Source organism: Nonomuraea sp. NPDC003709 (assembly GCF_040610775.1).
GTDB classification, from domain to species: Bacteria; Actinomycetota; Actinomycetes; order Streptosporangiales; family Streptosporangiaceae; genus Nonomuraea; species Nonomuraea angiospora_A.
The window spans coordinates 46,794-68,381 of sequence record NZ_JBEXMW010000007.1 but is presented as its reverse complement, the minus strand read 5'-3'; the positions used below and the strand labels follow the sequence as shown (position 1 = coordinate 68,381).

Here is a 21,588-nt window from a genome sequence, read left to right as displayed (position 1 = left end):
CGGAGGGGACCGCTCGCCTCGGCTGATGGCTTTTGCCGAGGGATGCCCAGTTTCCCGCAGAGAACAGTGGTAATGACGGGAAAGTGGCACCTATCGGGCGGTTACCCGCGGCAGTGGCGCTGGGCACACTCTTCAACCCCCTGAACTCGTCCATGATCGCCGTGGCCCTGGCCAGCATCGAGGCCGAGTTCCACGTGGGCATCGCGGCCGTGACGTGGCTGGCCGCCGGGTTCTACCTGGCCGGCATCCTCGTTCCGCCCGTGATGGGCACGCTGGCCGACAGGCTGGGCCCGAGGCTGGTGTTCTGCGCCGGGCTGGTGACGATGGCCGTCACGGGCGTGCTGGCCGCGCTGGCCCCCTCGTACCCGGCGCTGGTCGGGATCAGGCTGCTGCAGGCGTTCGGGAGCTGCGCGACGATGCCCGCCGGGATGGCGATCGTGCAGGCCGTGATGCCGGGCGAGGACGGGAGGCCGCCGCCGCGCGTGATCGCGACGATCTCCATGGTGCTCACCGCCAGCGCCGCCGCCGGTCCGGTGCTCGGCGGGTTCCTGGTTTCGTTGTGGGGCTGGCGGGCGATCTTCCTGGTCAACGTCCCGCTCGCGGCGGTCGCGCTCACCGCGGCGCTGCGCTGGCTGCCCAAGGTCCGCGTGGACGGCGCCAAACACACCCTGCTGCCCCGGCTGAGGCCCGGGCTGCTGGCCACGTGCGGCCAGTTCGCCCTGGTCAACGTGGTGTTCTACGCGGCGTTCTTCGTGGTGCCGCTGTGGGCGCAGCGCTCGGCGGGACTGCCCGCCCACATCGCCGGCCTGCTGGTGCTCCCCATGGCCGGGCTGGCGATCGTCATGACGCCGGTCGCGGTGGCGCTGGCCGCGCGGGCGGGGATGCGGACCGTGCTGGTGGCCAGCGCGGCGCTGCTGCTCGCCGGCTCCTGCCTGGTCCCCGCCGTCGGCCCCGTCTGGCTGGTGCTGGTGGCGGCGGGGCTGCTGGGGGTGGCGTCGGCGCTCAGCCAGTTCGGGCTGAACTCGCTGGTCTTCGTGCACGCAGACAGGAGCGAGACCGGGGTCGCCGTGGGGTTCTTCCAGTCGTCCAGGTACGTGGGCGCCGCGACCGCGTCCACCCTGCTCGGCGTGCTGTTCGGCGGCGGGGGCATGGGCCGCAGCGGATGGACGATGGCCGCCGTGTCGGCGGTCGTGCTGGTGGGCGGCACGCTCCTGCCGGTCAGGCGGCCGGCTCCCGCGGCCACCGGCGGGGATCGGTCAGGCCCTTGAGCCCCTTGCTCACGTCGTACCCGGCCGCGCCGAGACGCTCCCTGGCGGACCGCAGCATCTCCCTCGTGGCCGGCATGAACGCGTGGTCGTGTACCGGCTCCGGCAGCGAGTTCATCCCCAGCCTGAACGCCCTCAGCGCGGCCGCGACGGTCGAGCGCGGCACCTCCGGCAGTGCCCCGTACATCCGCCTGGCCCAGTCCGGCAGCGTGTAGTAGCACAGCGCGCCGAACGGGAAGTAGGCGGGCTTGCCCGCGGACAGGAGCCTGAGCTCGTGCGGCAGCCTCGGCCACATCAGGAAGCGCACGGTCGAGGCCGCCTCCTCCGTGACGCGCAGACTGGCGCGCGCCTGCTTGAAGTAGGCGTCCATCTCCGCGCACGAGCCGGGCACGTCCTCGGGGTGCAGGCCGACGTACGCGGCGCTCTTGCGCTGCTCGTGGAGGTAGCGGTCGGCCTGGCGCTCGGTGAGGCCCAGCCCGCCGCGCCTGGCCACCTCCAGGTACGACGACACCTCCGCGCAGTGCACCCACAGCAGCAGCTCGGGATCGTCCACCCGATGGGTCCGGCCGGTGTCGGGATCGTGGATGCGCAGCGCCTTGTGGATGCCGCGCACCCGCCTGCCGATCTCGTCGGCCTGCTCCGGGCTGCCGAACGTCACCCGCCCCACGAAGTCGGCCGTGCGGCGCAGCCGCCCGAACGGGTCCTCCTGGAAGTTGGAGTTCTGCCAGACACCGCGCATGGCCAGCGGGTGCAGCGCCTGCAGCATGAGACCGCGTACGCCACCCACCCACATCGACCGGTCGAGATGCACCTGCCACGTCGCGCTCTGCGGTGGCTGCGCGACGATGTCCTCGATGTTCGCCATAGTAAGTAAAGAATTACATGGCATTGGACCTGGTGTCCAAATAGTGTTTCTCGGCCGCGTTCCAGAACCTCACCAGCGCCGCCGCCGTCGTCTCCGGCGCCTCGACGGCGGGCGAGTGGACGGCTCCGGGCACGACCACGGACTCGGCCCCGAGCCTGGCCGCCATCTCCGACTGCGCGTCGGGCGGCCACCCGTCGTCGTGCTCGCCGTACAGCACCAGCGTGGGCACCTCGACCTGGCGCAGCTCGTCGGTGCGGTCGTGCATGCTCAGCACCTGCTCGGCCATGCAGGCCAGCGCGGTCGGCGAGTTGGTGAGCAGGCGCTTGCGCAGGAACGCCAGGATCTCGTCGGACACGTCGTTGGACAGCGCCTCGGGCTCCAGCCGGTGGTGCCACACGTGCTCCAGGCCGAACGCCTGGACCTCTTCCATGATCTTGCGGCCGTTGACCGCCCGCTTGCCCTCGATGCCCGAGGGCCCGGACCCCATCAGCGTGAACGACGCGAACCTCGTGCGCCCGTCGATCACCGCCTCCCTGGCCACCAGGCCGCCGAAGGAGTGGCCCACCAGATGAACGGGGTCGCCGCCGCCGATGAACTGGGCGAGCGCGTCGACGTCGGCGCCGAGCGCGGGGCAGGTGTAGGCGGCGGGATCGTCGGGGCCCGGCGTCTCGTACTGGCCGCGCAGATCGACGGCGATCACCCTGCGTCCCGAGTGGGCCAGGGTCATCAGCACCGCGAGGAAGTCCTCCTTGCTGCCTGTCAGGCCGGGGACCAGGAGGGCGGGCCAGCGCTCAATCACACCACTGACCGGGAGGGCCTCCAGGACCGCGAACGTGCCCTGTGGCGTTTCGATCTTCTGTGGTGCGACGCCAGGAGGCAGATCGAGGAATCGCGGCGTACTCACGTGGGGCAACAATACCCAGAGGTCAGCGGCTCGACACCGTCATGGGCATCACGCAGGGCAAATGCGGCTCCTCGCCGGAAGCCCCCCGGACGCGCCCAGAGCGCCTCAGGAGGCCCGCGGGCCTCTAACCCAGAAGGCGCGCACCCGATGCGGGTACGCGCCTTCCAGGCGGTGCTCAGACGGCGCTCAGCCCGTGCGGCGGCGGTTGCCGCCCCCGCCACGGGGCTGGCGGCGCTGCTGCTTGCGCTCCGTGGCCGCCGACGGGGCGATGTCGTCGTCGTCCGAAGCCAGGTCGGGCGACTGGAAGATCACCGTGAACGGGTTCGGCGGGACGATCCGCTCCTGCTCCGTGCGTACCGGCGGAGGCGGCGTCGAGAGGAAGCTCGGCGCCGGCTCGCTGACGACCGGAGGAGCGGGCGGGGCCTCGGCGACCGGCACCGGGTCGGCGGCGCGGCGGGAGCGGGTGCTCTTCGCCGGCGCCTCCTCGACGGTGTCGGCCTCGGGGGCCGCCGTGACGGCGGTGGCCCGCCGCGACCGGGTGGCCTTGACGGGTGCCTCGGGGGCCTCGGCGAGCGCCTGCTTCGGCCGGGTGGCCTTGACGGGCGCCTCGGGGGCCTCGGCGAGCGCCTGCTCGATGGCAGACGAAGCCGCCCCCCTCCGCGTACGCGTCCGCTTCGGCTCGGCGGCCGCCTCGATCTCGTCCGTCGAGAAGATCGCGGGAGTCTCCTCCGTCTTGGCATCCACGAGCTCGACCTCCTGAGTCTCGACGGCTGCGGTCTCAGCCAGCTCCTTGCCGCCACGGGTGCGGCGGCGCTGGCGCGGCGTACGGGCAGGGCGCTCTTCGCGGCGCTCTTCGCGTTCGTCGCGGCGACGGCCGCCACGAACACGTGCCCTGCCGGTCTCCCCGAGATCCTCGAGGCGCTCCGCGGACAGCCCCGCACGCGATCGGCTCGCGTGCGGCAGGACGCCCTTGGTGCCCTCGGGGATGTTCAGCTCGGAGTAGACGTGCGGCGAGGTGGAGTAGGTCTCCTCGGGATCGGCGAAGTCGAGCCCGAGCATCTGGTTGATCATCTTCCAGCGGGTCAGCTCCTCCCACTCCACGAACGTGACCGAGATGCCCGTGCGCCCGGCCCGGCCGGTGCGGCCGATGCGGTGCACGTACGTCTTGTCGTCCGTGGGGCAGTCGTAGTTGACCACGTGGGTGACGTCGTCGATGTCGATGCCGCGGGCCGCCACATCGGTGGCCACCAGCACGTCGATCTTGCCGTTGCGGAACGCGCGCAGGGCCTGCTCGCGCTGGCCCTGACCGAGGTCGCCGTGCACGGCCGCCACGGCGAAGCCGCGCGTGTCGAGCTGTTCGGCGACCATGTCGCAGGCCCGCTTGGTCTCGCAGAAGACCATCGTGAGCCCGCGGCCCTCGGCCTGCAGCAGCCGGCCGACGATCTCGATCTTGTCCATGCGGTGCGCGCGCCACACGAGCTGGCGGACCTGCGGCGTGGTCTCTCCCTCGCCGCTCTCGTGCTCGGCGCGTACGTGCGTCGGACGGTTGAGGTACTTACGGGACAGCGTGACGATCTCGCCCGGCATGGTCGCCGAGAACAGCATCGTCTGCCGCTGTCCGGGGATCAGGTTGAAGATCCGCTCTACGTCGGGCAGGAAGCCCAGGTCGAGCATGCGGTCGGCCTCGTCGAGCACCAGGGTCGTGACCTGGCTCAGGTCGAGGTGCTTCTGCTTGACCAGGTCGAGCAGGCGTCCGGGGGTGCCGACGATGACGTCGACCCCGGCCTTGAGCGCCTCGATCTGCGGCTCGTACGCGCGCCCGCCGTAAACGGTCAGAACCCGGGACCCGAGCTTGCCGGCGGCGGTGACGAGGTCTTCGCTGACCTGCGTGGCCAGCTCGCGGGTCGGTACGACGACGAGCCCGCGGGGCTTCTTGCGGTTCTTGCGCGGCTTGCCGATGCTCTGGAGCATGGCGATGCCGAACGCGTAGGTCTTGCCCGTGCCGGTGCGCGCCTGGCCGATGAGGTCCTGGCCGCTCAGGGCAAGCGGGAGAGCCATCTCTTGGATGGGGAACGGTGTGACGATGCCCTCGGTCTCAAGGGCATCGGCGATCTCAGGTGTGACTCCGAGGTCTCGGAAAGTCGTCAGCGTGGCCTGCCTCAGTTCTCAAATGAAGGCGGGCCTGCCGGGACCGACGGGCATGAAACAGCCCTCGTTACGTGGGTCCTCGCGGTAGAGCCAGCCCTCTCGCGTCATCAGCGACCGCGCACCCGGAAGTGGGGGTATTCGGGAGAAACCCCCGAATTTACACAGTGCGGTCGCACTTTCACAGAGCAGTGTACTCGATACCACAACGTTGGCCGAGCTTACGTATGTTCCCGAAGATTCACGGAAGTACGCTGCCTCCCATGAAGGAGTCTCCAGGAGTCGTCGATCTGCTCGGGGTGCTCGCCTACGCCGAGCTTAGTGCGTACGCGCGGATGACGGAGGACGCCGCCACGCTGGCGCCCTCGCTGGCCGACCGCGCGGCGCTGAGCGAGCTGGCCGTGACCGAGTACGCCCATTTCCGCCTGCTGCGTGACCGCCTGGCCGAGTTCGGGGCCGATCCCGACGAGGCGATGTCGCCGTTCGTCGGCGCGCTCGACGCCTGGCACACGCAGACCAGGCCGGCCGACTGGCTGCAGGCGCTGGTCAAGACGTACGTCGGGGACGGGATCGCGCTCGACTTCTACCGCGAGGCGGCCAGGCACCTCGATCCCTCGATCGCCAAGCTGGTGGACGAGGTGCTGGTGGACGAGGGGCGCTCGCAGTTCGCGGTCGAGCGGGTCAGGGCCGGGATCGAGGCGTCGCCCGCGGTCGCCGGACGGCTGGCGCTGTGGGCGCGCCGGCTGGTCGGCGAGGCGCTGAGCCAGGGGCAGCAGGTTGCCTCGGCACGGCCCGAGCTGGCGCTGTTGCTGGTGTCGGGGGAGGGTGCCGCCGATATTTCCCGACTTTTCGCGACGTTGACGGAGGCCCACAACAAACGCATGGCCACCCTGGGCCTCTGACCGCCCCCGAACACGGCCCCCGAAACCACCGGGACGGCGATGGTTGCCGCGCGGGCCATGGCCCGCGTTGCCCCACCCCCACCGCTCCACCGGAGCCGAGGTGGGTGTGAGGGCCGTTGTTCGGGTCGCGCCATCCGGTCGCTCCGCTGGCGCTGAGGTGGGTGTGAGGGCTCGTGTCGCGCTGCCCCGGCCGCTCCAGTGGCGCCGAGGTGGTTGTGGGGCCGTTGCGCCGCTCCCCGCACGCCTTCTCGCCGACGCAGCGCTGAGGGCGTGCTTTTGGGGTGGCCGGTGGGTGCGCGCTGCCCCGCGAGCCCGGGGCGATCGGGCGCGGTCGCCATGCGCCGACCTCTCGCGGCCGCATTGCCCCACAGGTGCGGGGCGATCGCCGGGGGTGGTGGCAAGCCCTGGGAGGGGTACGGCGGGTGAGCCGTACCCCCAGGTCAGGAAACTCCTAGAGGGTGCCGCCGAACCCGACGGGCCGGGACTGGTCCTCACCGATCTCAATGAAACCGATCGAGGCCACCGGCACCACCACCCGCCTGCCCTTCACGTCGGTCAGGGCGAACACGCCACGCTCGACCGACAACGCGTTCCTGATCTCCTCTTCGACCTGCTCAGCGGAGAGTTCGGTCTCGACAACGATTTCGCGGTGTACGGAGCGTACGCCGATCTTGACTTCCATCGTGGCTCCCTAGTCGACGGGTTGGCTCACTCCCATCGTGGCGGCTCGAAGCCGGGAAGGGGCCAATGATCGCGCCCAGCGAACGGGTTATGCCGTACGCGGAAAACCGCTGATGCCGCGCCAGGCCAGCCGAGCCATGAGTTGTTCGGCCGCGTCCTTCGGGATCGAGCCGTGCTGGGTCACCCAGTAGCGGGCGCTCACCTCGGCCATGCCGACCAGCCCGACGCCGAGCAGGTGCGCCTCATCGCTGGTGCAGCCGGTGTCCTCCTGGATGAGCACGGAGACCATCTCCGCGCACTCCTGCAGCGAGCGTTCCACGCGCTGCCGCACCGGTGCGACGTTGCGCAGGTCGGACTCGAACACCAGCCGGAACGCCTCGCCCTGCGTCGAGACGAAGTCGAAGAACGCGCTGAACGTGGCCTGCACGCGGAGTTTGTTCTCGTGGGTGGAGGCCAGCGCCTCCCGGCAGCGGTTGACCATGTCGTCGACGTGGAGGTCGAGCAGCGCCAGATAGAGCTCGAGCTTGCCGGGGAAGTGCTGGTAGAGCACCGGCTTGCTGACCCCCGCACGATCGGCGATCTCGTCCATGGCGGCCGCGTGATAGCCGTTCTCCACGAACACTTCCTGCGCGGCGCTCAGGAGCTGCCGGCGGCGGGCGAGTCGGGGCAGCCGGGTGCCCCGGGGCTTCGCGTCCGGGGTTGCGGTCACGCGGGTCTCCATAGGTCTCTCAGCGGGCTGTGCGGACATCCTACGTGCGGGCAGAGCAGATGTTCATTGCCTTGCTCCGCTCCCCGGTCCGGGCAACGGCGCTCCTCAGCGCCACGAGGCGGGCTCGGTCGCCGCGGAGCCGTACTCAGCGATATTCGTCGTCGTCGAGATCCACCACGCGGTCCTGATCGGCCGCGTCGGCGGGGTCGACGTCGAGCGGCAGCTCGCGGCGCTGCCTCCCGGCGCTCTGGCGGATCTCGAAATGCTGCTCCGCGGCGTCTGCCTCGGGCGTCTCGATCGACAGCTCTGCCTCGTCCTGGTCGTAGGAGAGCTCGTCCCCGCGTGTGTCCATCTCCGACATCTTCTGGTCCCCCTCTTGGTGCGGACGGCACCAGCCTACGCCCGGCCGAAAAGGTCGCCGCGTTTCTCCACTCTGGCGAGTACGTCGGCCGCCGTGAACACCAGCTCCTCGGGCCGTTCGCAGCCCTCGACCTCCGTCCACCTCAGCGGTGTCGAGACGGTCGGCAGCTCCCTGGCCCGCAGCGAGTAGGGCGCCACGGTGGTCTTGGCCGGGTTGTTCTGGCTCCAGTCGATGAACACCTTGCCGGGCCTGGCCTTCTTCGTCATCACGCTGACGACCTGCCGGGGGTGCTCCTTCTCGAGGAACTGGGCCAGCCTCTTGGCGTACGCGGAGGGCTCCTCGCGGCCGTCCCAGTCCGCGTACAGCTGCATGCCCTTGTTCCCGCTGGTCTTCGGCAGGGCGGTGAGCCCGTCGGCCGCCAGCACCTCGCGCAGCATGAGGGCCACCCGGCAGCACTCCACGATGGTCGCGGGCGGGCCGGGATCGAGGTCGAACACGAGCGTGTCGGGCGGCAGCGCCTCGCCGTCCTCGTCGACGCGCCACTGGGGCACGTGCAGCTCGAGCGCGGCCAGGTTGGCGTAGTAGACGAGCGTGGGCAGGTCCTCGATGACGGCGAAGTCGATGGCCTCGCGGTTCTTGGTGCTGCCGGGGACGGGGAGTTTGACCCGCCTGACCCAGTCCGGGGTGTGGTCGGGGGCGTTCTTCTCGAAGAAGGACTGGCCGCCGACGCCGTTCGGGTAGCGCTTGACGGTCAGGGGTCTGCCCCGGAGGTGGGGGAGGAGCACGGGGGCCACGCGGCTGTAGTAGTCGATGACCTCGGCCTTGGTGAAGCCGTACTCGGGGTAGAGGACCTTGTCCAGGTTGCTCAGCGTCAGCGCTCGCCCGTCGACCTTTACCGGCACCTTCGCCGGGCTGTTCACAGCGTCACCTCCGAGGGGAGCTTGTCGGGGCGCAGACCGCGCCACACGGGGTGGCGCAGCCGCTGCTCGTCGGTCCACATCGTGTAGGCCACCTCCCCGACCAGATCCGGCCTAACCCACCGATTTCGCCACGGGACCGCGTTGCTGAACGGGCTGTGCGGGATCTCCAGCGGCCCCATCCGCCGGTGGAGCTCGTCGAGCACGGTGTCGGTGAACCCGGTCCCGACGTGCCCCACGTACGCGAGCCCCCGATCGGTGAACATCCCCATCACCAGCGAGCCGATCCCGCCCGCCCGGCGCCCCTTGCCGGGCTTCCAGCCGCCGATCACGACCTCTGTGGTACGCAGGTGCTTCACCTTGATCCACCACGGGGACCGGGTGCCCGGCCGGTAGGAGGAGTCCAGCCGCTTGGCGACCACACCCTCCAGGCCCTGCTCGGAGGTGGCCGTGAGCAGGTCGGAGTCGCCGGGGAAGTACGGGGGCGCGCCGACGTCCAGCTCGTCGAGCAGCGCCCGCCGGTCGCGGTAGGGCAGGTCGAACATCGGCGTGCCGTTGAGATAGAGCAGGTCGAACGGCATGTACGTGATGGGGTACAGCTCCAGCATGACCGGCTCGGGATCGGTCAGGTGCATCCTGTGCTGCAACCGCTCGAAGCTGGGCCTGCCGTGCTTGTCGAGCGCGACGACCTCGCCGTCGATGATCGCGTTCTTGATCCCGAAACCGGATATTTCCGGATACCTCCGCGTGTATTCGACCCCGTGCCGCCCCGTCACCCTCAGTCCGCCGTCAAGATGGACGACGGCGCGGATGCCGTCCCACTTGACCTCCAGTCCGTACCTCTCGCGATCAGGGGGTAGTTCCCCAGGTACGGCCAGCATCGGTTCGACGGGGTATGGCATTGGTTGCCCCATGACGGGTATGTGCCCATTGGCGAACGATTGAGAGCTGAGGAGTGACCATGCGCAGCATCTGGAAGGGTGCGATCTCCTTCGGCCTGGTCACGATACCCGTCAAGCTCTACTCCGCCACCGAGCAGAAGGACGTGACGTTCCACCAGGTCCATCGCGAGGACGGCGGCCGGATCCGCTACAAGCGCGTGTGCACGCAGGACGGCGAAGAGGTGCCGTACTCCGACATCGCCAAGGGCTACGAACTGCCGACGGGCGAGATCGTCGTGCTCACCGACGAGGACTTCGAGGATCTGCCGCTGAGCACGTCCCGCAGGATCGACGTCCTCCAGTTCGCCCCGGCCGAGCAGATCGACCCGATCTACTTCGCCAAGTCGTACTACCTGGAGCCCGACGCGCAGGGGGCGAAGCCGTACGTGCTGCTGCGCAACGCCCTGGAGAGCTCGGGCCAGGTGGCGGTGGTCAAGGTGGCGCTGCGCCAGCGCGAGTCCCTGGCCACGCTGCGGGTACGGGACGGCGTCTTCGTCCTGGAGACCATGCTCTGGCCCGACGAGATCCGCACGCCGGACTTCGGCTTCCTCGAGGAGGACATCGAGGTGCGGGCTCAGGAGCTCCAGATGGCCGAGTCCCTGATCAGCACCATGGAGTCGGACTTCGACCCGGGCGAGTACCACGACACGTACCGCGAGGCGCTGCAGCAGGTGATCGAGGCGAAGGTGGCGGGCAAGGAGGTCATCCCAGCCCGCGAGGAAGAGGAAGCCGGACCGGCGGTCGATCTCATGGCCGCGCTGCGCGCCAGCGTGGAGGCCGCGAAGCGGGAGCGGGAGGGTGGGGCCGCCAAGCCCAAGAAGGCCGCCGCCAAGCCCAAGGACGAGGAGAAGGCTCCCGCCAAGCGCAAGCCCCGCAAGACGGCCTGAACACCTTCAGAACCTCTCTCAGCGGTTCCGCATGCCTCCGTAAGGGAGGCGCTCCACGGCCTCGCCGACGCTTCTCACGTTGAGCCCCGGGCCGCCTTTCTAACCGCGAGGTGGCGTTTTCGTGCTGCCCTCAGGGTCTCCTCGGCGCCATCACCGAATAGGACATATCCGGATAAGTCGTGTCATTTCGCTCTATAAATCTTTAATGCAAGCAATAAGATTGTTAATGCATAGCAAAACCGGCTAGGTGCCGTTTGTTGGGCTGCTGTCTGGAAATGACACATCATGGATGGCTCTTCGGCAGGCGTCCAAGACCTCTTTCCGGGATAACCGGAAATGTCGAGAACGGGGCAATCGATCCTTTAGGGGGAAAACGCAATGCCCAAGCTCAAGACTGTTTTCGCGGGTCTCGCCGTCAGCACGGCGCTGACCGGTGGCGTGGTAGCCGCGGGCGCGGCCACGACTTCGGCCAGCGCCGGCGCCGCCGCTCAGGTCAAGTCCGCCGCCTCCGTCCTCGCCAATGGCTGCGGCGGCGGGGGCTGGCGCCGCTGCGGCTGGGGCGGCGGCGGCTGGGGCGGCGGCTGGGGCTGGCGTCGTCACCACCAGAACAGCCGCGTGCGGGTCAACGTCCACAACCGGAACATCAACATCAACCGGTTCGAGCGCGAGCGCGAGCGCGAGCACCACCACCACAACAACGGCGACAACTGGTCATAGCCGTGTGCTGACGGCGCGGGGATGACCGCGTTCTCGCGGTTGGGGGATTTTCCCCCGCGCCTCCACGGCGGCCTTTCGACAAGGGCTCCCCAGACCTCAGGGCTGGGGAGCCCTGCTGTGTCCGGATCTATGTGAGGTGCGGCGTTTGCGCAGAATCATGGGGATGTCTGTGGTGGGCCAAATGACGGCAATTCCAGTTTGCTTGCTGTTTCAGCCGGAAATATGCATGATGCGGATGATTCGTTAAGGATCATCCGGGGCGTTTCCTAGTCGATCGGGTTTTTGGGGATTGGCCGGGGACGTGAGGAACGGGGCAATCGAACCTGTAGGGGGAAAACGCAATGCCCAAGCTCAAAAGTGTTATGGCCGGCCTCGCCCTGAGCACGGCCTTCTCCGGCGGCGTGGTCGGCGTGGGCGCGGCCATGTCCGCGGCCGACGCGGCGACCCAGGTCGGCACCGCCACCTCCGTCCTGGCCGGGGGCTGCGGCGGCGGGGGCTGGGGCCGCGGGGGCTGGGGCCGCTGTGGCTGGGGCGGCGGCTGGGGCGGCGGACGCTGGGCCAACTGGCGCCACCACCGCATGCCCCGCATCAAGATCATCATCATCAACACGAACCGCAACCGCAACGTGCAGCAGCGCATGGACGAGCGCCACGAGATGGACCACCACGAGGACAACAACCAGCCCACGTGGCAGTAGGGCTCACCGCACAGGCGAACCGGTGGCGCGGGCCGCGCCACACCAGGAGTCCCCTGAGCGATGAAGCTCCGGCCACGCCGATCGAGTGCCCGTATTCACCGGGTCCCGACGTCTGCCCCGACAGCGACGACGTCGACCCACCGAATACGGGCACTCGACGTGTCTCCTACCGCCGGCGCCCGAAGACGGGCCCAGTCCGGGGCGACCCCGAAGAGGGTCGGGACCGCCCTCTTCTCGGGGAACGGACGGTCCATGGCGATGACGGCCGCGCCGGGGGACAGGGGCGCTCGGCTTGTGGGGGCCGCTTGAGACGGAGCGACGACCGTAGAAAACAGAAGTGAGTGCCCGTATTCGCTTGGGCGGCGCCGGTCGGAGGGTGGCGCCGGTCCCGATGAATACGGACACTCGTTTGGCGTGGGTGGAGTGTTATCGCTCGGGGACTCCGCCCGCTACGGCGGCCTCAGAGGCGCGCCAATGCTCAGCTCAGCGTCTGAGTCCTACCACTCCTCGCCACGGTGGCCACCGTTGATGTTGTGGTTCTGGTTGACGATGACGATCCGGACCCGGGCGCCCCTGTTGTGACGGCCCCAGCCGCCGCCCCAGCCGCGACCGCCCCAGGCCCAGGGGCCGCCCCAGGGGCCGCCCCAGCGGCCGCCCCAGCCCCCGCCGCACCGGCGCCAGCCCCCGCCGCGGCAGTTGCCGGCGAGGACGGGGGCGGCGGACTTGACCTGGACGGCCGCGCCGGCCGGCGACGTGGCCGCGCCCGCGGCTACCACGCCACCGGTCAGCGCCGAACTGACGGCGAGACCCGCGATAACACTCTTGAGCTTGGGCATTGTTTTCCCCCTAAAGGTTCGATTGCCCTGTTTCACGCCCCCCGGCACAGGCGGATACAGATCCGGCCGCATCGGGGAAACGCTACGGACGATTCCTAGGAATCTCCCGCACGCTGCATATTTCCGGACAAATCACCAGCAAACCGGAACTGCCTTGATTTGGTGGACCACGGACCCCCTCATGGTCGAAACAAAAGATTCCACCCCGCTTAGCCCCGTTCCCTGCCGTACTGGTATAAGTCCGCCGGCACTGCCACCTCGCCGTACAACGCAGTGAGGGCTCCCCCGGCCAAAGGCCGGGAGAGCCCTCACTAAACCCCCCGCGGAAGACGAGAAGATTGGACCTACCCGAAGGTGCGGACGTTCATCCTCCCGCCATTAACACAAGGCTTTGTTACCAGGTACGCCGGCGGCGCTCCGGCCTGTTGTCGTTGACGTTGTCGTTGCGGATGACGACGCAGACCTCGCCGCCACGGCGGTGGCGACCCCACCAGCCGCCGCCCCAGCCGCCGCCCCAGCCGCCGTGGTGACGGCGGCACTGCCGGCGGTGACGGTCACGGTCGCGACGGTCGATGACGATGTTGCGGCCGAGGTCGTCATCGAGAAGGCCGTCGTCGATGCCCTCGTCGAAGTCGTCGTCGGTGCCGGTGAGGATGGATGAGGTGTTGAGCTTGATGGCGTCGGCGCTGACCGCAGTGGTGGCCGCGCCCGCGCTGACCATGCCGCCGGTCAGCGCCGTGCTGACGGCGAGGCCTGCGATAACACTCTTGAGCTTGGGCATTGCGTTTTCCCCCTAAAGGATCGATTGCCCCGTTCTCGACGTTTCCGGGTACCTGAAAACAGGTCTTGGACGGCTGCTGAAGAGTCATCCATTGAATGTCATTTCCGGGGCGACGGGCGGGCAAACTGGAGAGACCCTATTTTGCTATGCATTAACAATCTTATTGCTCGCATTAAAGATCTATCCAATGAAATGGCATGATATGTCCGATTGTGGCGCAATTGATAGGGCGGCCACGCATGGCAATGCTCGCGCGCCGGCCTGGCCTGTCGTCATCGGCCCTGCCGGTTCTGCGAGTGGTGATTTGCCTGCTGCGGTGCCGCCCTCGGACCGATGAAAGTCCGCGAACATATCGATGGCCATTACCCCGGACGCTTCGCCGACGCCCGGCGTCATTGTTCGGCGGGCGCCATTGTGCGCCCTCCGAAAATGTCTCCCGCTTTTTGCGGCACCCGGCGGTGGTGCGTTCGAGGCTGGTCTGTCCCGCCATTAACGGTGCGTTCCTCAACCGTCACGCTAAGTGCTGCTGGTTGTCATGCTTTCCGACCTTGGTGCGCCATAAACGATGAACGGTGCCTTTTGCCACACTCTTGGCATGCGATGAGATCGATTAGACCTCTAAGCCGCGATATATGGCGATATGTCCGAACACGGCGATGATCGCCACCGATCCGCCCGCCGGCCCGGATCCGGGTGCCGCGCCGGGCCCCGAGACGCCACCACCCTCGCTGGGGATCGCATCAGCGGGGTGTTTGAGGCATGTGTGACGGTGTGTACCTGATGCCGGAAAAGGTGATGTAAGCGGGCTTCTGTACGGAATCCAGACCCCACCCAGACGGGGTGGTTATCGTTGAGAGAACGAGAAGGAACGGCGGGGAGGACGCATGATGGCGAAGCCGGTCCCGGACTGGCCGGGTCGCATGATCGGCTCGGTGCACGTCCGATCGACGAGTGACCACCGGGGGCAACGTGAGCAGGCCGTCTTCGTGCACGGCCTGGCCGGGTCGGCCACCAACTGGACCGACCTCATGGACGAGCTCAAGGACACGGTCACCGGCCACGCCCTCGACCTCCCGGGCGCGGGCTTCTCGCCCGCCCCGGCCGACGGCGACTACACCGTCGCCGGCCACGCCAGAGCCGTGGCCGAGCTGATGGAGCACACGGGCCCGGCCCACCTGTTCGGCAACTCGCTCGGGGGCGCGGTCGCCGTCCGGGTGGCCGCCACCCGGCCCGACCTGGTCCGCTCGCTCACCCTCGTCTCCCCGGCCCTGCCCGACCTGCTCCCCAGGTACGGCCCCGTCCGGGTGGCCGCCGCCGCGGTGCCCGTACTGGGCGAATGGGTGGCGAGCAGGCTCCGCCTGGTGCCCGCCGAGCATCGCGTCAACGCCTCCGTGGCCATGGTCTGGGCCAACACCGACTCCGTCCATCCCGTACGCCTGCGCGACGCGATCGACGAGCTCCGCAGGCGCGACGACCTCCCCTACTCCGGCGAGGCCATGATCGGGTCGGCCAGGGGCATCGTGGCCGAATACTTCCGCCGCGGCGAGGACAACCTGTGGCGCCAGGCGGCCAACGTCAAGGCCCCGACCCTGATCGTGCACGGCAGGCATGACCGGCTGGTCCGGCCCGCCATGGCCGCGAAGGCATACCGTACGTTCCCGCAGGTCCGGCTCGTCTTGCTGCCGACGGCGGGCCACGTGGCGATGATGGAGATGCCGCAGGTCGTGGCGGCGGAAGCACGCCGTCTGATCCGTGAGACTCGATTGGGGAATGCCCCACTCGCCAGCTAGGTTTCAAGGTGAGATAGGACCCCCTGGAACGGGAGCGTAGAAAGTGTCGTTGCCACCGCTGGTCGAGCCGGCCGCAGAGCTGACCGTCGACGAAGTGCGCCGCTACTCGCGCCACCTGATCATCCCCGATGTGGGTATGGCGGGGCAGAAGCGGCTGAAGAACGCCAAGGTGCTGTGTGTGGGCGCCGGGGGCCTGGGCTCGCCCGCGCTGATGTACCTCGCGGCGGCGGGCGTCGGCACCCTCGGCATCATCGACTTCGACGTGGTCGATGAGTCCAACCTGCAGCGCCAGATCATCCACGGCCAGTCCGACGTGGGCAGGCTGAAGGCCGAGAGCGCCGCGGCGTCCGTCCGCGAGATCAACCCCCTGGTCGACGTCGTCATCCACAACACGGCGCTGACCACGGAAAACGTCATGGAGATCTTCTCCGGCTACGACCTCATCGTCGACGGCACCGACAACTTCGCCACGCGCTACATGGTGAACGACGCCGCGGTGCTGCTCGGCAAGCCGTACGTCTGGGGCTCGATCTACCGGTTCGACGGCCAGGCCAGCGTGTTCTGGGCCGAGCACGGGCCCTGCTACCGCTGCCTCTACCCGGAGCCCCCGCCTCCCGGCATGGTGCCGTCGTGCGCCGAGGGCGGCGTGCTCGGCGTGCTGTGCGCGTCGATCGGCTCCATCCAGGTCAACGAGGCCATCAAGCTGCTGACGGGCATCGGCGACCCGCTGGTCGGGCGGCTGATGATCTACGACGCCCTGGAGATGAAGTACCGCGACGTCAAGGTCCGCAAGGACCCCGAGTGCGTCCTGTGCGGCAAGAACCCGACGGTCACGCAGCTCCTCGACGACTACGAGGCCTTCTGCGGCGCCATCTCGGACGAGGCCGCCGAGGCGGCCAGCGGCTCCACGATCACCGCGGCGGAGCTCAAGGGCATGCAGGACCGCGGCGAGAGCATCTTCCTCGTCGACGTCCGCGAGCCCAACGAGTACGAGATCGTCTCGATCCCCGGCGCCACGCTGATCCCCAAGGGTGAGTTCCTCAACGGCTCCGCCCTGGAGAAGCTGCCGCAGGACAAGCGCATCGTGCTCCACTGCAAGTCCGGCGCGCGCTCGGCCGAGGCCCTGGCCATCGTCAAGAACGCCGGGTTCTCCGACGCCGTGCACGTCGGCGGCGGCGTTCTGAGCTGGGTCAAGACCGTGGACCCGAGCCTGCCCTCCTACTGATGGTTTCCGGAGTGTTATCCGGAAGGCCCGGTTAAGGTCGGTGGCGTGAACACTGCCCGTCCGTGGCCGACGCTCGTGGTGGCCTCCGCGCTGACCCTGGTCTGCGCGGTGGCCGCCGGGGTGTCGGGCAGCGCGGCGGGCACGGAGCTCACCCGGGGCCCCAGCGCCGCCGAGCTCCAGGCGGCGGCCAGACGCGAGGTCGCCGAGCGCTGGCGCACCTGGCCCAGCGGACGTATCTTCCCCGCCACATTGCCGTACTCCGCCGAGCAGGGCGGCCGGGAACGTGCCAGCCGGATCGGCATCTCGCCCGGGACCGCCTGCGACCCGGTCGACCCCAAGGCGGTCAAGGCCCTGCGCAAGGCGGGCTGCAAGGGCCTGCTGCGGGCCACCTACATCGACGCGCTGCGCGGCGTGCTCGTCACGATCGGCGTGGTCGCGCTACGTGACGAGCCGGACGCCGTACGCGCGAAAGCCGCCTTCTCCGACAGCGGCAAACCTGTGCCGGGCCTGTATCCGCTGGCCTTCAGCGGCACGGTCGCCGACCGCTTCACCCCCGGCGTTCGCCAGGCCGGCTCGGTGCGGCAGGCGGGGCCGTACCTGGTGCTGACCACGGCGGGCCAGGTGGACGGCCGGCCCGCGGACGCGGCGGACGAGCAGCGGCCCTCGATCTTCGCCTTCGCGACCGAGATCTCCGAGCGGGTGCTGACCGACCTGAGCACGCCACGGATGCCCGATTGCGCGGCCGAGGAGTGGCGGTGCTGAGCCGGGGCAGTACGGGGGTCATGCTCAGGCGGGGAACGGCGGCCGTGGCGGCCGGGATGCTGCTGTACGCCGCCGCGCCGGCGTGGGCGGACGACGTACGCGGCGGGCAGCGGCCGGTCATCAAGACGCTCGCACTGACCCAGGCGTGGCGCACCAGCAAGGGCGGCGGCGTGACGGTGGCGGTGCTCGACTCCGGCGTCGATCCGCACCATCGCGACCTGGCCGGCTCGGTGCGGGTGGGCAAGGACTTCACCGAGGGCGCGAACCCGCCGGGGGTCGCCCCGAGCCGCCTGCACGGCACGTACATGGCCTCTCTGATCGCCGGACACGGCCATGGCGATGGGGGAAATCTGGGGATCATCGGCGTTGCGCCCGAAGCGGACGTACTGTCAGTAAGGGTCATCCTTGAGGATGAGGAGCCGGGTTTCCGGGAGTTCAACTCGGCGGAGCGCTTCGAGGACGTGGTGGCCCAAGGCATTCGCTACGCGGTGGACGAGGGTGCGGACGTGATCAACATGTCGATCTCCAAAGAGCTGGCGACCAGGGAGGAGCGGGCGGCCATCCGCTACGCCATCTCCAAGGGCGTCGTGCTCGTGGCCGCCGCCGGCAACGACGGCGACCGGAAGATCGACGGCGACTTCGCCCCCTACTCCTATCCGGCCGCGTTCCCCGGGGTGGTCTCGGTGGGGGCGACGGACCGGCGGCTGCGGCGGGCCACGTTCTCCAACTGGAACTCCTCCGTGCTGGTGGCCGCCCCGGGCGTGGACATCATGGGCGCGGGCCCGGGCGACGAGTACTGGGTCGGCAGGGGCACCTCGCAGGCGACCGCGCTGGTCTCGGGCATAGCCGCCCTCATCAAAGCCAAATATCCGGGCATGTCGCCGCCGCTCGTGGCCCGCGCCCTGACGGCCAGCGCCACCGACAGGCCCCCGGGCGGGTACGACACCGGCACCGGCTTCGGCGTCGTGAATGCGGCCAGAGCCCTTTCCGAGGCCCGCAAGCTGGCCGGCTACACCGAGACCGCCGCGGGCGACCAGGCCCACGACCCGGCCGCGCCGCTGGCCGGCGGCCGGACGGCCCCCATCCAGGTCATCGTCAGGGACGAGAGGCGCGTCACCGTCTACGCGGCCGTCGCCGCCGCGGCGGCCGTCGGCGCGTTCGCTTCCCTGGGCGTCATATTCATCCTGGTCAGGCGCGTACGTCGGGTGTACAGCTCACAAGACGCATGATCCGCCTACTAAGGGGGACGAAATAGACACGGGACGCCAACGGCTCCCCAGCCCGCCCCACGCAGTGAGGCAACGGGCAGGGAGGACGGCGAGGATGAGGCGGTGGTGAGGGCTCGTAGGTCGACTTCAGGGCTACCGCGTTCCGAGGGCGGGGCCACGCCGGAACGGAGGAATCCGCTCGGCGCCACCACCGGCCGGCGGTCGCGTGTGCGTACGTGGCCGGCCGCGGGTTCACGCACGCGTGCGGCCGCCAGGGACCGCGTCGAGAGGGAGGCGCTCCAGCAGGGCGTCCGGTATCGGCGCATCTTCGTGATGCTGCTGAGCGTCATCGTGGTCGTGTCGTCCGTGGTCGTGCTGCTCGGCACGGTCGGCCTGTTCGCCGAGACCCGCTCGCGCCCCCTGACCCCCTCAGAGCAGAACCAGTACAAACAGGAGGAGATCGCCAGGCGCTGGCAGGCGTGGCCGGCGACGGGCGTCTTCCCGGAAGAGGTCAAGTACCTCGGGCTCGACCGGGCCCAGCAGTACGCCAGGCGCGTCGGCATCGCCCCCGAGACCGAGTGCGGCAAGGGAGTGGACGCCTCCGTGGCCGGGGTCCTGGAGAATCACGGCTGCGTCACGGTGCTGCGGGCCACGTACGTCGACCAGACGGCCTCGTTCGTGATCACGGTCGGGGTGGCCGTGCTGAAGGACGAGGCGTCCAGGGTCTCGGCGAGCGAGGAGCTCACCCAGGACGACCGCGTGGGCGTGCTGCCCGTCGCCTTCCCCGGCACGGTGACCGAACGCTTCGGCCCCGACCAGCGCCAGCGCACCGGCTGGGTGGGCGCCGGGCCGTACATCGTGTTCTCCACGGCCGGCTACGCCGACGGCCGGACCAGGGCCGCGATCCCGCCGGAGGAGATCCTGCACTCCGAGCTGTGGCCGGCCGCGAAGTCCGTCGGCAACCAGATCGCCTACTTCCTCGCGGACCCGCCCAAGGTGCCGCCCTGTACCCAGGGGAACGTGTGCTAGCGACCGTACGCGCGCTCACCGCGGTCCTCCTCGTACTGGTCGGACCCACCGCCGACCCCGTGCGGGAGCAGCAGCAGTGGGTGCTCGACGCCCTCAACGTCGAACAGGCCTGGACCGTCACCAAGGGTGAGGGCGTCACCGTCGCCGTCGTGGACAGCGGCGTGGATGACCAGGTCAAGGAGCTGAAGGGCCGGGTGACCGCGGGCCCCGACATGACCGCGGGCGCGGTGGCCAAGGAGACGGCGCCGGGCCGGCACGGCACCGCCATGGCCGGGCTGATCGCGGCATCGGGGCAGGACGACGGGCTGGTCGGCGTCGCCCCCGAGGCACGCATCCTGTCGCTGCCCATGGTCACCGACGACAACCCCGAGGTGGGGGTCCCGCCGCTGGACGACGAGGAGCAGACCTCGGAGAGCCCCCTCGCGCGGGCCCTGCGGTACGCGGCCAACCACGGCGCCAAGGTCATCAGCATGTCCATCGGCTCCTACGGCCCGCTCAGGTCCGAGCGCGAGGCCGTCTCGTACGCGCTCGGCAAGGGCGTCGTCCTGGTCGCCGCCGTGGGCAACGACGGCCTGACCAACTACGCCAGGGAGAACGGCACCTCCTACTGGAGCTTCCCGGCCGGCTATCCGGGGGTCATCGGCGTGGCGGCCACCGACAAGCAGGGCAAACGGGCCACGTTCAGCAGCGACAACCTCTCCGTGCTGGTCGCCGCGCCCGGCGTGGGCGTGCCGGTGGTCAAGCGCAAGAGCGGCTACGAGCTCTCCGAGGGCACCAGCTCGGCCGCCGCGCTCGTGGCGGGCGTGGCCGCGCTCGTCAAGTCGCGCTATCCGGACCTGCCGCCCGAGCAGGTCGCCCAGGCGCTGGCCTCCAGCGCGCGGGGCCGGCCCGCCCCGGGATACGACGACCAGACCGGGTTCGGGGTGGTCGACGCGGCCGCGGCGCTCAACGCCGCCGAGCGGCTGACCGGTGAGCAGCGCAGCGTCATGTCAGGTCAGGACCACTTCGGGCAGGGCGAGGACTCACCCGTGCCGACCAGGCCGGGGCCCGATCCGCTGCGGCTGTGGTTGTACGGGGGAGGCGTGCTGGTCGCGCTGGTCATGTTCTGCGGCGCGATCATCGTGCTCAATCAGCGCAAGGAACAGTAAAGATCCGCTATGGTCCCGCGTCATGGGATACGAGCTGCGGGTGGTGCGCGAGTCGCCACTCGCCTTCGCGGAGCTCGCGAGGGCCATCGCACCGGCCGGTTTCGGGCTGCGCGGAGATGATGAGATCGTGGCCGCGCACAGGGGCGGCACGCACGCGGTGGCGCGCTGGCAGGGCCACCTGGTCGGCGAGCCCGGCTCCGACTGGCAGGTCGCGCAACTCGTCCGGCTCTCGGCCGCGCTCGGCGCCCGGCTCGTGGGCGAGGACGGCGAGGTCTACGCGCTGCGCGACGGCGTCATCGAGGTCGTGACGGGCGGCAGCGCGATGGAGATCGGCAAGTTCGAAGAGATCATCGAAGCGGGCCCGGCGGCATGGACCCCCTGAACCCCTTCGCCGAGCGGGTGCTCGACCTCGTCGAGCGCATCCCGCCCGGCAAGGTCATGGCCTACGGCGACATCGCCGAATACCTCGGCGAGGGCGGCCCTCGCCAGGTCGGCAAGGTGATGTCGACGTGGGGCGGCGGCGTGCCGTGGTGGCGCGTCGTCCACGCCGACGGCACCTGCGCGGCCCCTGACCACCTGCAACGCTGCCTGGCCCATTGGCGCGAGGAAGGCACCCCGTTACGGGGCGAACGGGTGAACATGAGAGAAGGTCGCTGGGACGGGCCTTCAGCGGATTTTCAGTAAGGGTCATGACCTGCCGTTTTGCCGAACCGGCGAATTTGTGACATGTGACTCGCATTACCATGGGCAGAACACTGAATGGCGGCCCGAAAGGCGGTGCCACCCCAATGGCCACCGGCGTCACAGCCCAGAGCCA

At 69.5% G+C, this 21,588-nt stretch carries 23 protein-coding genes; 13 read left to right on the top strand and 10 right to left on the bottom strand.

What is annotated here, in order from left to right:
- The first annotated feature begins 83 nt into the window (after positions 1-83).
- Positions 84-1,268, top strand: a complete 1,185-nt coding sequence (locus tag ABZX61_RS22140) for an MFS transporter (RefSeq protein WP_355197159.1) — start codon at positions 84-86, stop codon at positions 1,266-1,268.
- Here the strand turns inward: ABZX61_RS22140 and ABZX61_RS22135 are convergent.
- The 3 genes from ABZX61_RS22135 to ABZX61_RS22125 all read right to left on the bottom strand — a co-directional run bounded on the left by ABZX61_RS22135 (position 1,219) and on the right by ABZX61_RS22125 (position 5,092).
- Entirely contained in the window at positions 1,219-2,130 is a 912-nt protein-coding gene (locus tag ABZX61_RS22135) for an oxygenase MpaB family protein (RefSeq protein WP_355197157.1), read from the bottom strand. The two genes, ABZX61_RS22140 and ABZX61_RS22135, sit on opposite strands and share 50 nt — an antisense overlap.
- Positions 2,131-2,143: 13 nt before the next feature.
- Positions 2,144-3,034 carry an alpha/beta hydrolase gene (locus ABZX61_RS22130; RefSeq protein ID WP_350725453.1) on the bottom strand — a complete coding sequence of 297 codons (891 nt, stop codon included), beginning with the start codon at positions 3,032-3,034 and terminating at the stop codon, positions 2,144-2,146.
- A gap of 186 nt (positions 3,035-3,220) precedes the next feature.
- Positions 3,221-5,092: a DEAD/DEAH box helicase gene (locus ABZX61_RS22125; RefSeq protein ID WP_355197155.1), complete on the bottom strand. Its 1,872-nt coding sequence runs from the start codon at positions 5,090-5,092 to the stop codon at positions 3,221-3,223.
- Between the two features lie 350 nt (positions 5,093-5,442).
- On the opposite strand from ABZX61_RS22125, the gene ABZX61_RS22120 reads away from it, so the two are divergent.
- Positions 5,443-6,081 carry a ferritin-like fold-containing protein gene (locus ABZX61_RS22120; protein WP_350725449.1) on the top strand — a complete coding sequence of 213 codons (639 nt, stop codon included), beginning with the start codon at positions 5,443-5,445 and terminating at the stop codon, positions 6,079-6,081.
- Positions 6,082-6,532: 451 nt separating this feature from the next.
- Here ABZX61_RS22120 and ABZX61_RS22115 read toward each other — a convergent pair whose 3' ends face one another.
- The 5 genes from ABZX61_RS22115 to ligD (ABZX61_RS22095) form a co-directional block, all read right to left on the bottom strand.
- Positions 6,533-6,763 (bottom strand): DUF3107 domain-containing protein, encoded by a 231-nt coding sequence (locus ABZX61_RS22115; protein WP_355197153.1) that lies wholly within the window; start codon positions 6,761-6,763, stop codon positions 6,533-6,535.
- 87 nt (positions 6,764-6,850) lie between these two features.
- The gene (locus tag ABZX61_RS22110) at positions 6,851-7,471 is read right to left on the bottom strand and encodes a TetR/AcrR family transcriptional regulator (RefSeq protein ID WP_313043020.1); all 621 of its coding nucleotides are present in this window, start codon (positions 7,469-7,471) and stop codon (positions 6,851-6,853) included.
- A 145-nt stretch (positions 7,472-7,616) separates the two neighbouring features.
- Positions 7,617-7,823, bottom strand: coding sequence for a hypothetical protein (locus tag ABZX61_RS22105; RefSeq protein WP_355197151.1), 207 nt, complete (start codon positions 7,821-7,823; stop codon positions 7,617-7,619).
- Positions 7,824-7,867: 44 nt separating this feature from the next.
- Positions 7,868-8,752: a non-homologous end-joining DNA ligase gene (gene ligD, locus ABZX61_RS22100; RefSeq protein WP_355197149.1), complete on the bottom strand. Its 885-nt coding sequence runs from the start codon at positions 8,750-8,752 to the stop codon at positions 7,868-7,870.
- A complete protein-coding gene (gene ligD, locus ABZX61_RS22095) occupies positions 8,749-9,651 on the bottom strand; it encodes a non-homologous end-joining DNA ligase (RefSeq protein WP_355197147.1) in 903 nt (300 codons plus the stop codon). The genes ligD (ABZX61_RS22100) and ligD (ABZX61_RS22095) overlap by 4 nt, the downstream gene beginning before the upstream one ends.
- Positions 9,652-9,710: 59 nt before the next feature.
- Between ligD (ABZX61_RS22095) and ABZX61_RS22090 the strand changes: the two genes are divergently transcribed.
- The 3 genes from ABZX61_RS22090 (at position 9,711) to ABZX61_RS22080 (ending at position 11,992) form a co-directional block, all read left to right on the top strand.
- The gene (locus tag ABZX61_RS22090; protein WP_350725439.1) at positions 9,711-10,577 is read left to right on the top strand and encodes a Ku protein; all 867 of its coding nucleotides are present in this window, start codon (positions 9,711-9,713) and stop codon (positions 10,575-10,577) included.
- 378 nt (positions 10,578-10,955) lie between these two features.
- Positions 10,956-11,294 (top strand): hypothetical protein, encoded by a 339-nt coding sequence (locus tag ABZX61_RS22085; RefSeq protein WP_355197145.1) that lies wholly within the window; start codon positions 10,956-10,958, stop codon positions 11,292-11,294.
- A 341-nt stretch (positions 11,295-11,635) separates the two neighbouring features.
- Positions 11,636-11,992, top strand: a complete 357-nt coding sequence (locus ABZX61_RS22080; RefSeq protein ID WP_355197143.1) for a hypothetical protein — start codon at positions 11,636-11,638, stop codon at positions 11,990-11,992.
- Positions 11,993-12,489: 497 nt separating this feature from the next.
- Here ABZX61_RS22080 and ABZX61_RS22075 read toward each other — a convergent pair whose 3' ends face one another.
- The gene (locus tag ABZX61_RS22075; RefSeq protein WP_350725434.1) at positions 12,490-12,828 is read right to left on the bottom strand and encodes a hypothetical protein; all 339 of its coding nucleotides are present in this window, start codon (positions 12,826-12,828) and stop codon (positions 12,490-12,492) included.
- A gap of 394 nt (positions 12,829-13,222) precedes the next feature.
- Positions 13,223-13,609: a hypothetical protein gene (locus ABZX61_RS22070; protein ID WP_355197141.1), complete on the bottom strand. Its 387-nt coding sequence runs from the start codon at positions 13,607-13,609 to the stop codon at positions 13,223-13,225.
- A gap of 884 nt (positions 13,610-14,493) precedes the next feature.
- On the opposite strand from ABZX61_RS22070, the gene ABZX61_RS22065 reads away from it, so the two are divergent.
- From ABZX61_RS22065 to ABZX61_RS22030, 8 genes are all read left to right on the top strand, one after another.
- Positions 14,494-15,399 carry an alpha/beta hydrolase gene (locus ABZX61_RS22065; RefSeq protein WP_350725430.1) on the top strand — a complete coding sequence of 302 codons (906 nt, stop codon included), beginning with the start codon at positions 14,494-14,496 and terminating at the stop codon, positions 15,397-15,399.
- A gap of 43 nt (positions 15,400-15,442) precedes the next feature.
- Entirely contained in the window at positions 15,443-16,624 is a 1,182-nt protein-coding gene (gene moeZ / locus ABZX61_RS22060; RefSeq protein WP_350725428.1) for an adenylyltransferase/sulfurtransferase MoeZ, read from the top strand.
- Positions 16,625-16,669: 45 nt separating this feature from the next.
- On the top strand, positions 16,670-17,386 hold the full coding sequence (locus ABZX61_RS22055; protein ID WP_355197139.1) for a hypothetical protein: 717 nt from the start codon (positions 16,670-16,672) through the stop codon (positions 17,384-17,386).
- Positions 17,380-18,615, top strand: a complete 1,236-nt coding sequence (locus ABZX61_RS22050) for a S8 family serine peptidase (RefSeq protein ID WP_355197137.1) — start codon at positions 17,380-17,382, stop codon at positions 18,613-18,615. Before ABZX61_RS22055 ends, ABZX61_RS22050 begins: the two co-directional genes overlap by 7 nt.
- 207 nt (positions 18,616-18,822) lie before the next feature.
- Complete coding sequence (locus ABZX61_RS22045) at positions 18,823-19,623, top strand: hypothetical protein (RefSeq protein ID WP_350725422.1); 801 nt, start codon at positions 18,823-18,825, stop codon at positions 19,621-19,623.
- Positions 19,617-20,771 (top strand): S8 family serine peptidase, encoded by a 1,155-nt coding sequence (locus ABZX61_RS22040; RefSeq protein WP_355197135.1) that lies wholly within the window; start codon positions 19,617-19,619, stop codon positions 20,769-20,771. Before ABZX61_RS22045 ends, ABZX61_RS22040 begins: the two co-directional genes overlap by 7 nt.
- A 22-nt stretch (positions 20,772-20,793) precedes the next feature.
- Positions 20,794-21,153, top strand: coding sequence for a hypothetical protein (locus tag ABZX61_RS22035; RefSeq protein WP_350725418.1), 360 nt, complete (start codon positions 20,794-20,796; stop codon positions 21,151-21,153).
- Complete coding sequence (locus tag ABZX61_RS22030) at positions 21,141-21,455, top strand: MGMT family protein (protein ID WP_355197133.1); 315 nt, start codon at positions 21,141-21,143, stop codon at positions 21,453-21,455. The genes ABZX61_RS22035 and ABZX61_RS22030 overlap by 13 nt, the downstream gene beginning before the upstream one ends.
- Positions 21,456-21,588 lie beyond the last annotated feature (133 nt).

Coding starts and splice junctions, on each gene's coding strand:
- ABZX61_RS22090 (WP_350725439.1), top strand. CDS start 9,711: ATGCGCAGCATCTGGAAGGGTGCGATCTCCTTCGGCCTGGTCACGATA.
- ABZX61_RS22125 (WP_355197155.1), bottom strand. CDS start 5,092: ATGGCTCTCCCGCTTGCCCTGAGCGGCCAGGACCTCATCGGCCAGGCG.
- ABZX61_RS22115 (WP_355197153.1), bottom strand. CDS start 6,763: ATGGAAGTCAAGATCGGCGTACGCTCCGTACACCGCGAAATCGTTGTC.
- ABZX61_RS22065 (WP_350725430.1), top strand. CDS start 14,494: ATGATGGCGAAGCCGGTCCCGGACTGGCCGGGTCGCATGATCGGCTCG.
- ABZX61_RS22135 (WP_355197157.1), bottom strand. CDS start 2,130: ATGGCGAACATCGAGGACATCGTCGCGCAGCCACCGCAGAGCGCGACG.
- ABZX61_RS22085 (WP_355197145.1), top strand. CDS start 10,956: ATGCCCAAGCTCAAGACTGTTTTCGCGGGTCTCGCCGTCAGCACGGCG.
- ABZX61_RS22075 (WP_350725434.1), bottom strand. CDS start 12,828: ATGCCCAAGCTCAAGAGTGTTATCGCGGGTCTCGCCGTCAGTTCGGCG.
- ABZX61_RS22030 (WP_355197133.1), top strand. CDS start 21,141: ATGGACCCCCTGAACCCCTTCGCCGAGCGGGTGCTCGACCTCGTCGAG.
- ABZX61_RS22120 (WP_350725449.1), top strand. CDS start 5,443: ATGAAGGAGTCTCCAGGAGTCGTCGATCTGCTCGGGGTGCTCGCCTAC.
- ABZX61_RS22070 (WP_355197141.1), bottom strand. CDS start 13,609: ATGCCCAAGCTCAAGAGTGTTATCGCAGGCCTCGCCGTCAGCACGGCG.
- ligD (WP_355197147.1), bottom strand. CDS start 9,651: ATGCCATACCCCGTCGAACCGATGCTGGCCGTACCTGGGGAACTACCC.
- ABZX61_RS22105 (WP_355197151.1), bottom strand. CDS start 7,823: ATGGACACACGCGGGGACGAGCTCTCCTACGACCAGGACGAGGCAGAG.
- ABZX61_RS22080 (WP_355197143.1), top strand. CDS start 11,636: ATGCCCAAGCTCAAAAGTGTTATGGCCGGCCTCGCCCTGAGCACGGCC.
- ABZX61_RS22035 (WP_350725418.1), top strand. CDS start 20,794: ATGGGATACGAGCTGCGGGTGGTGCGCGAGTCGCCACTCGCCTTCGCG.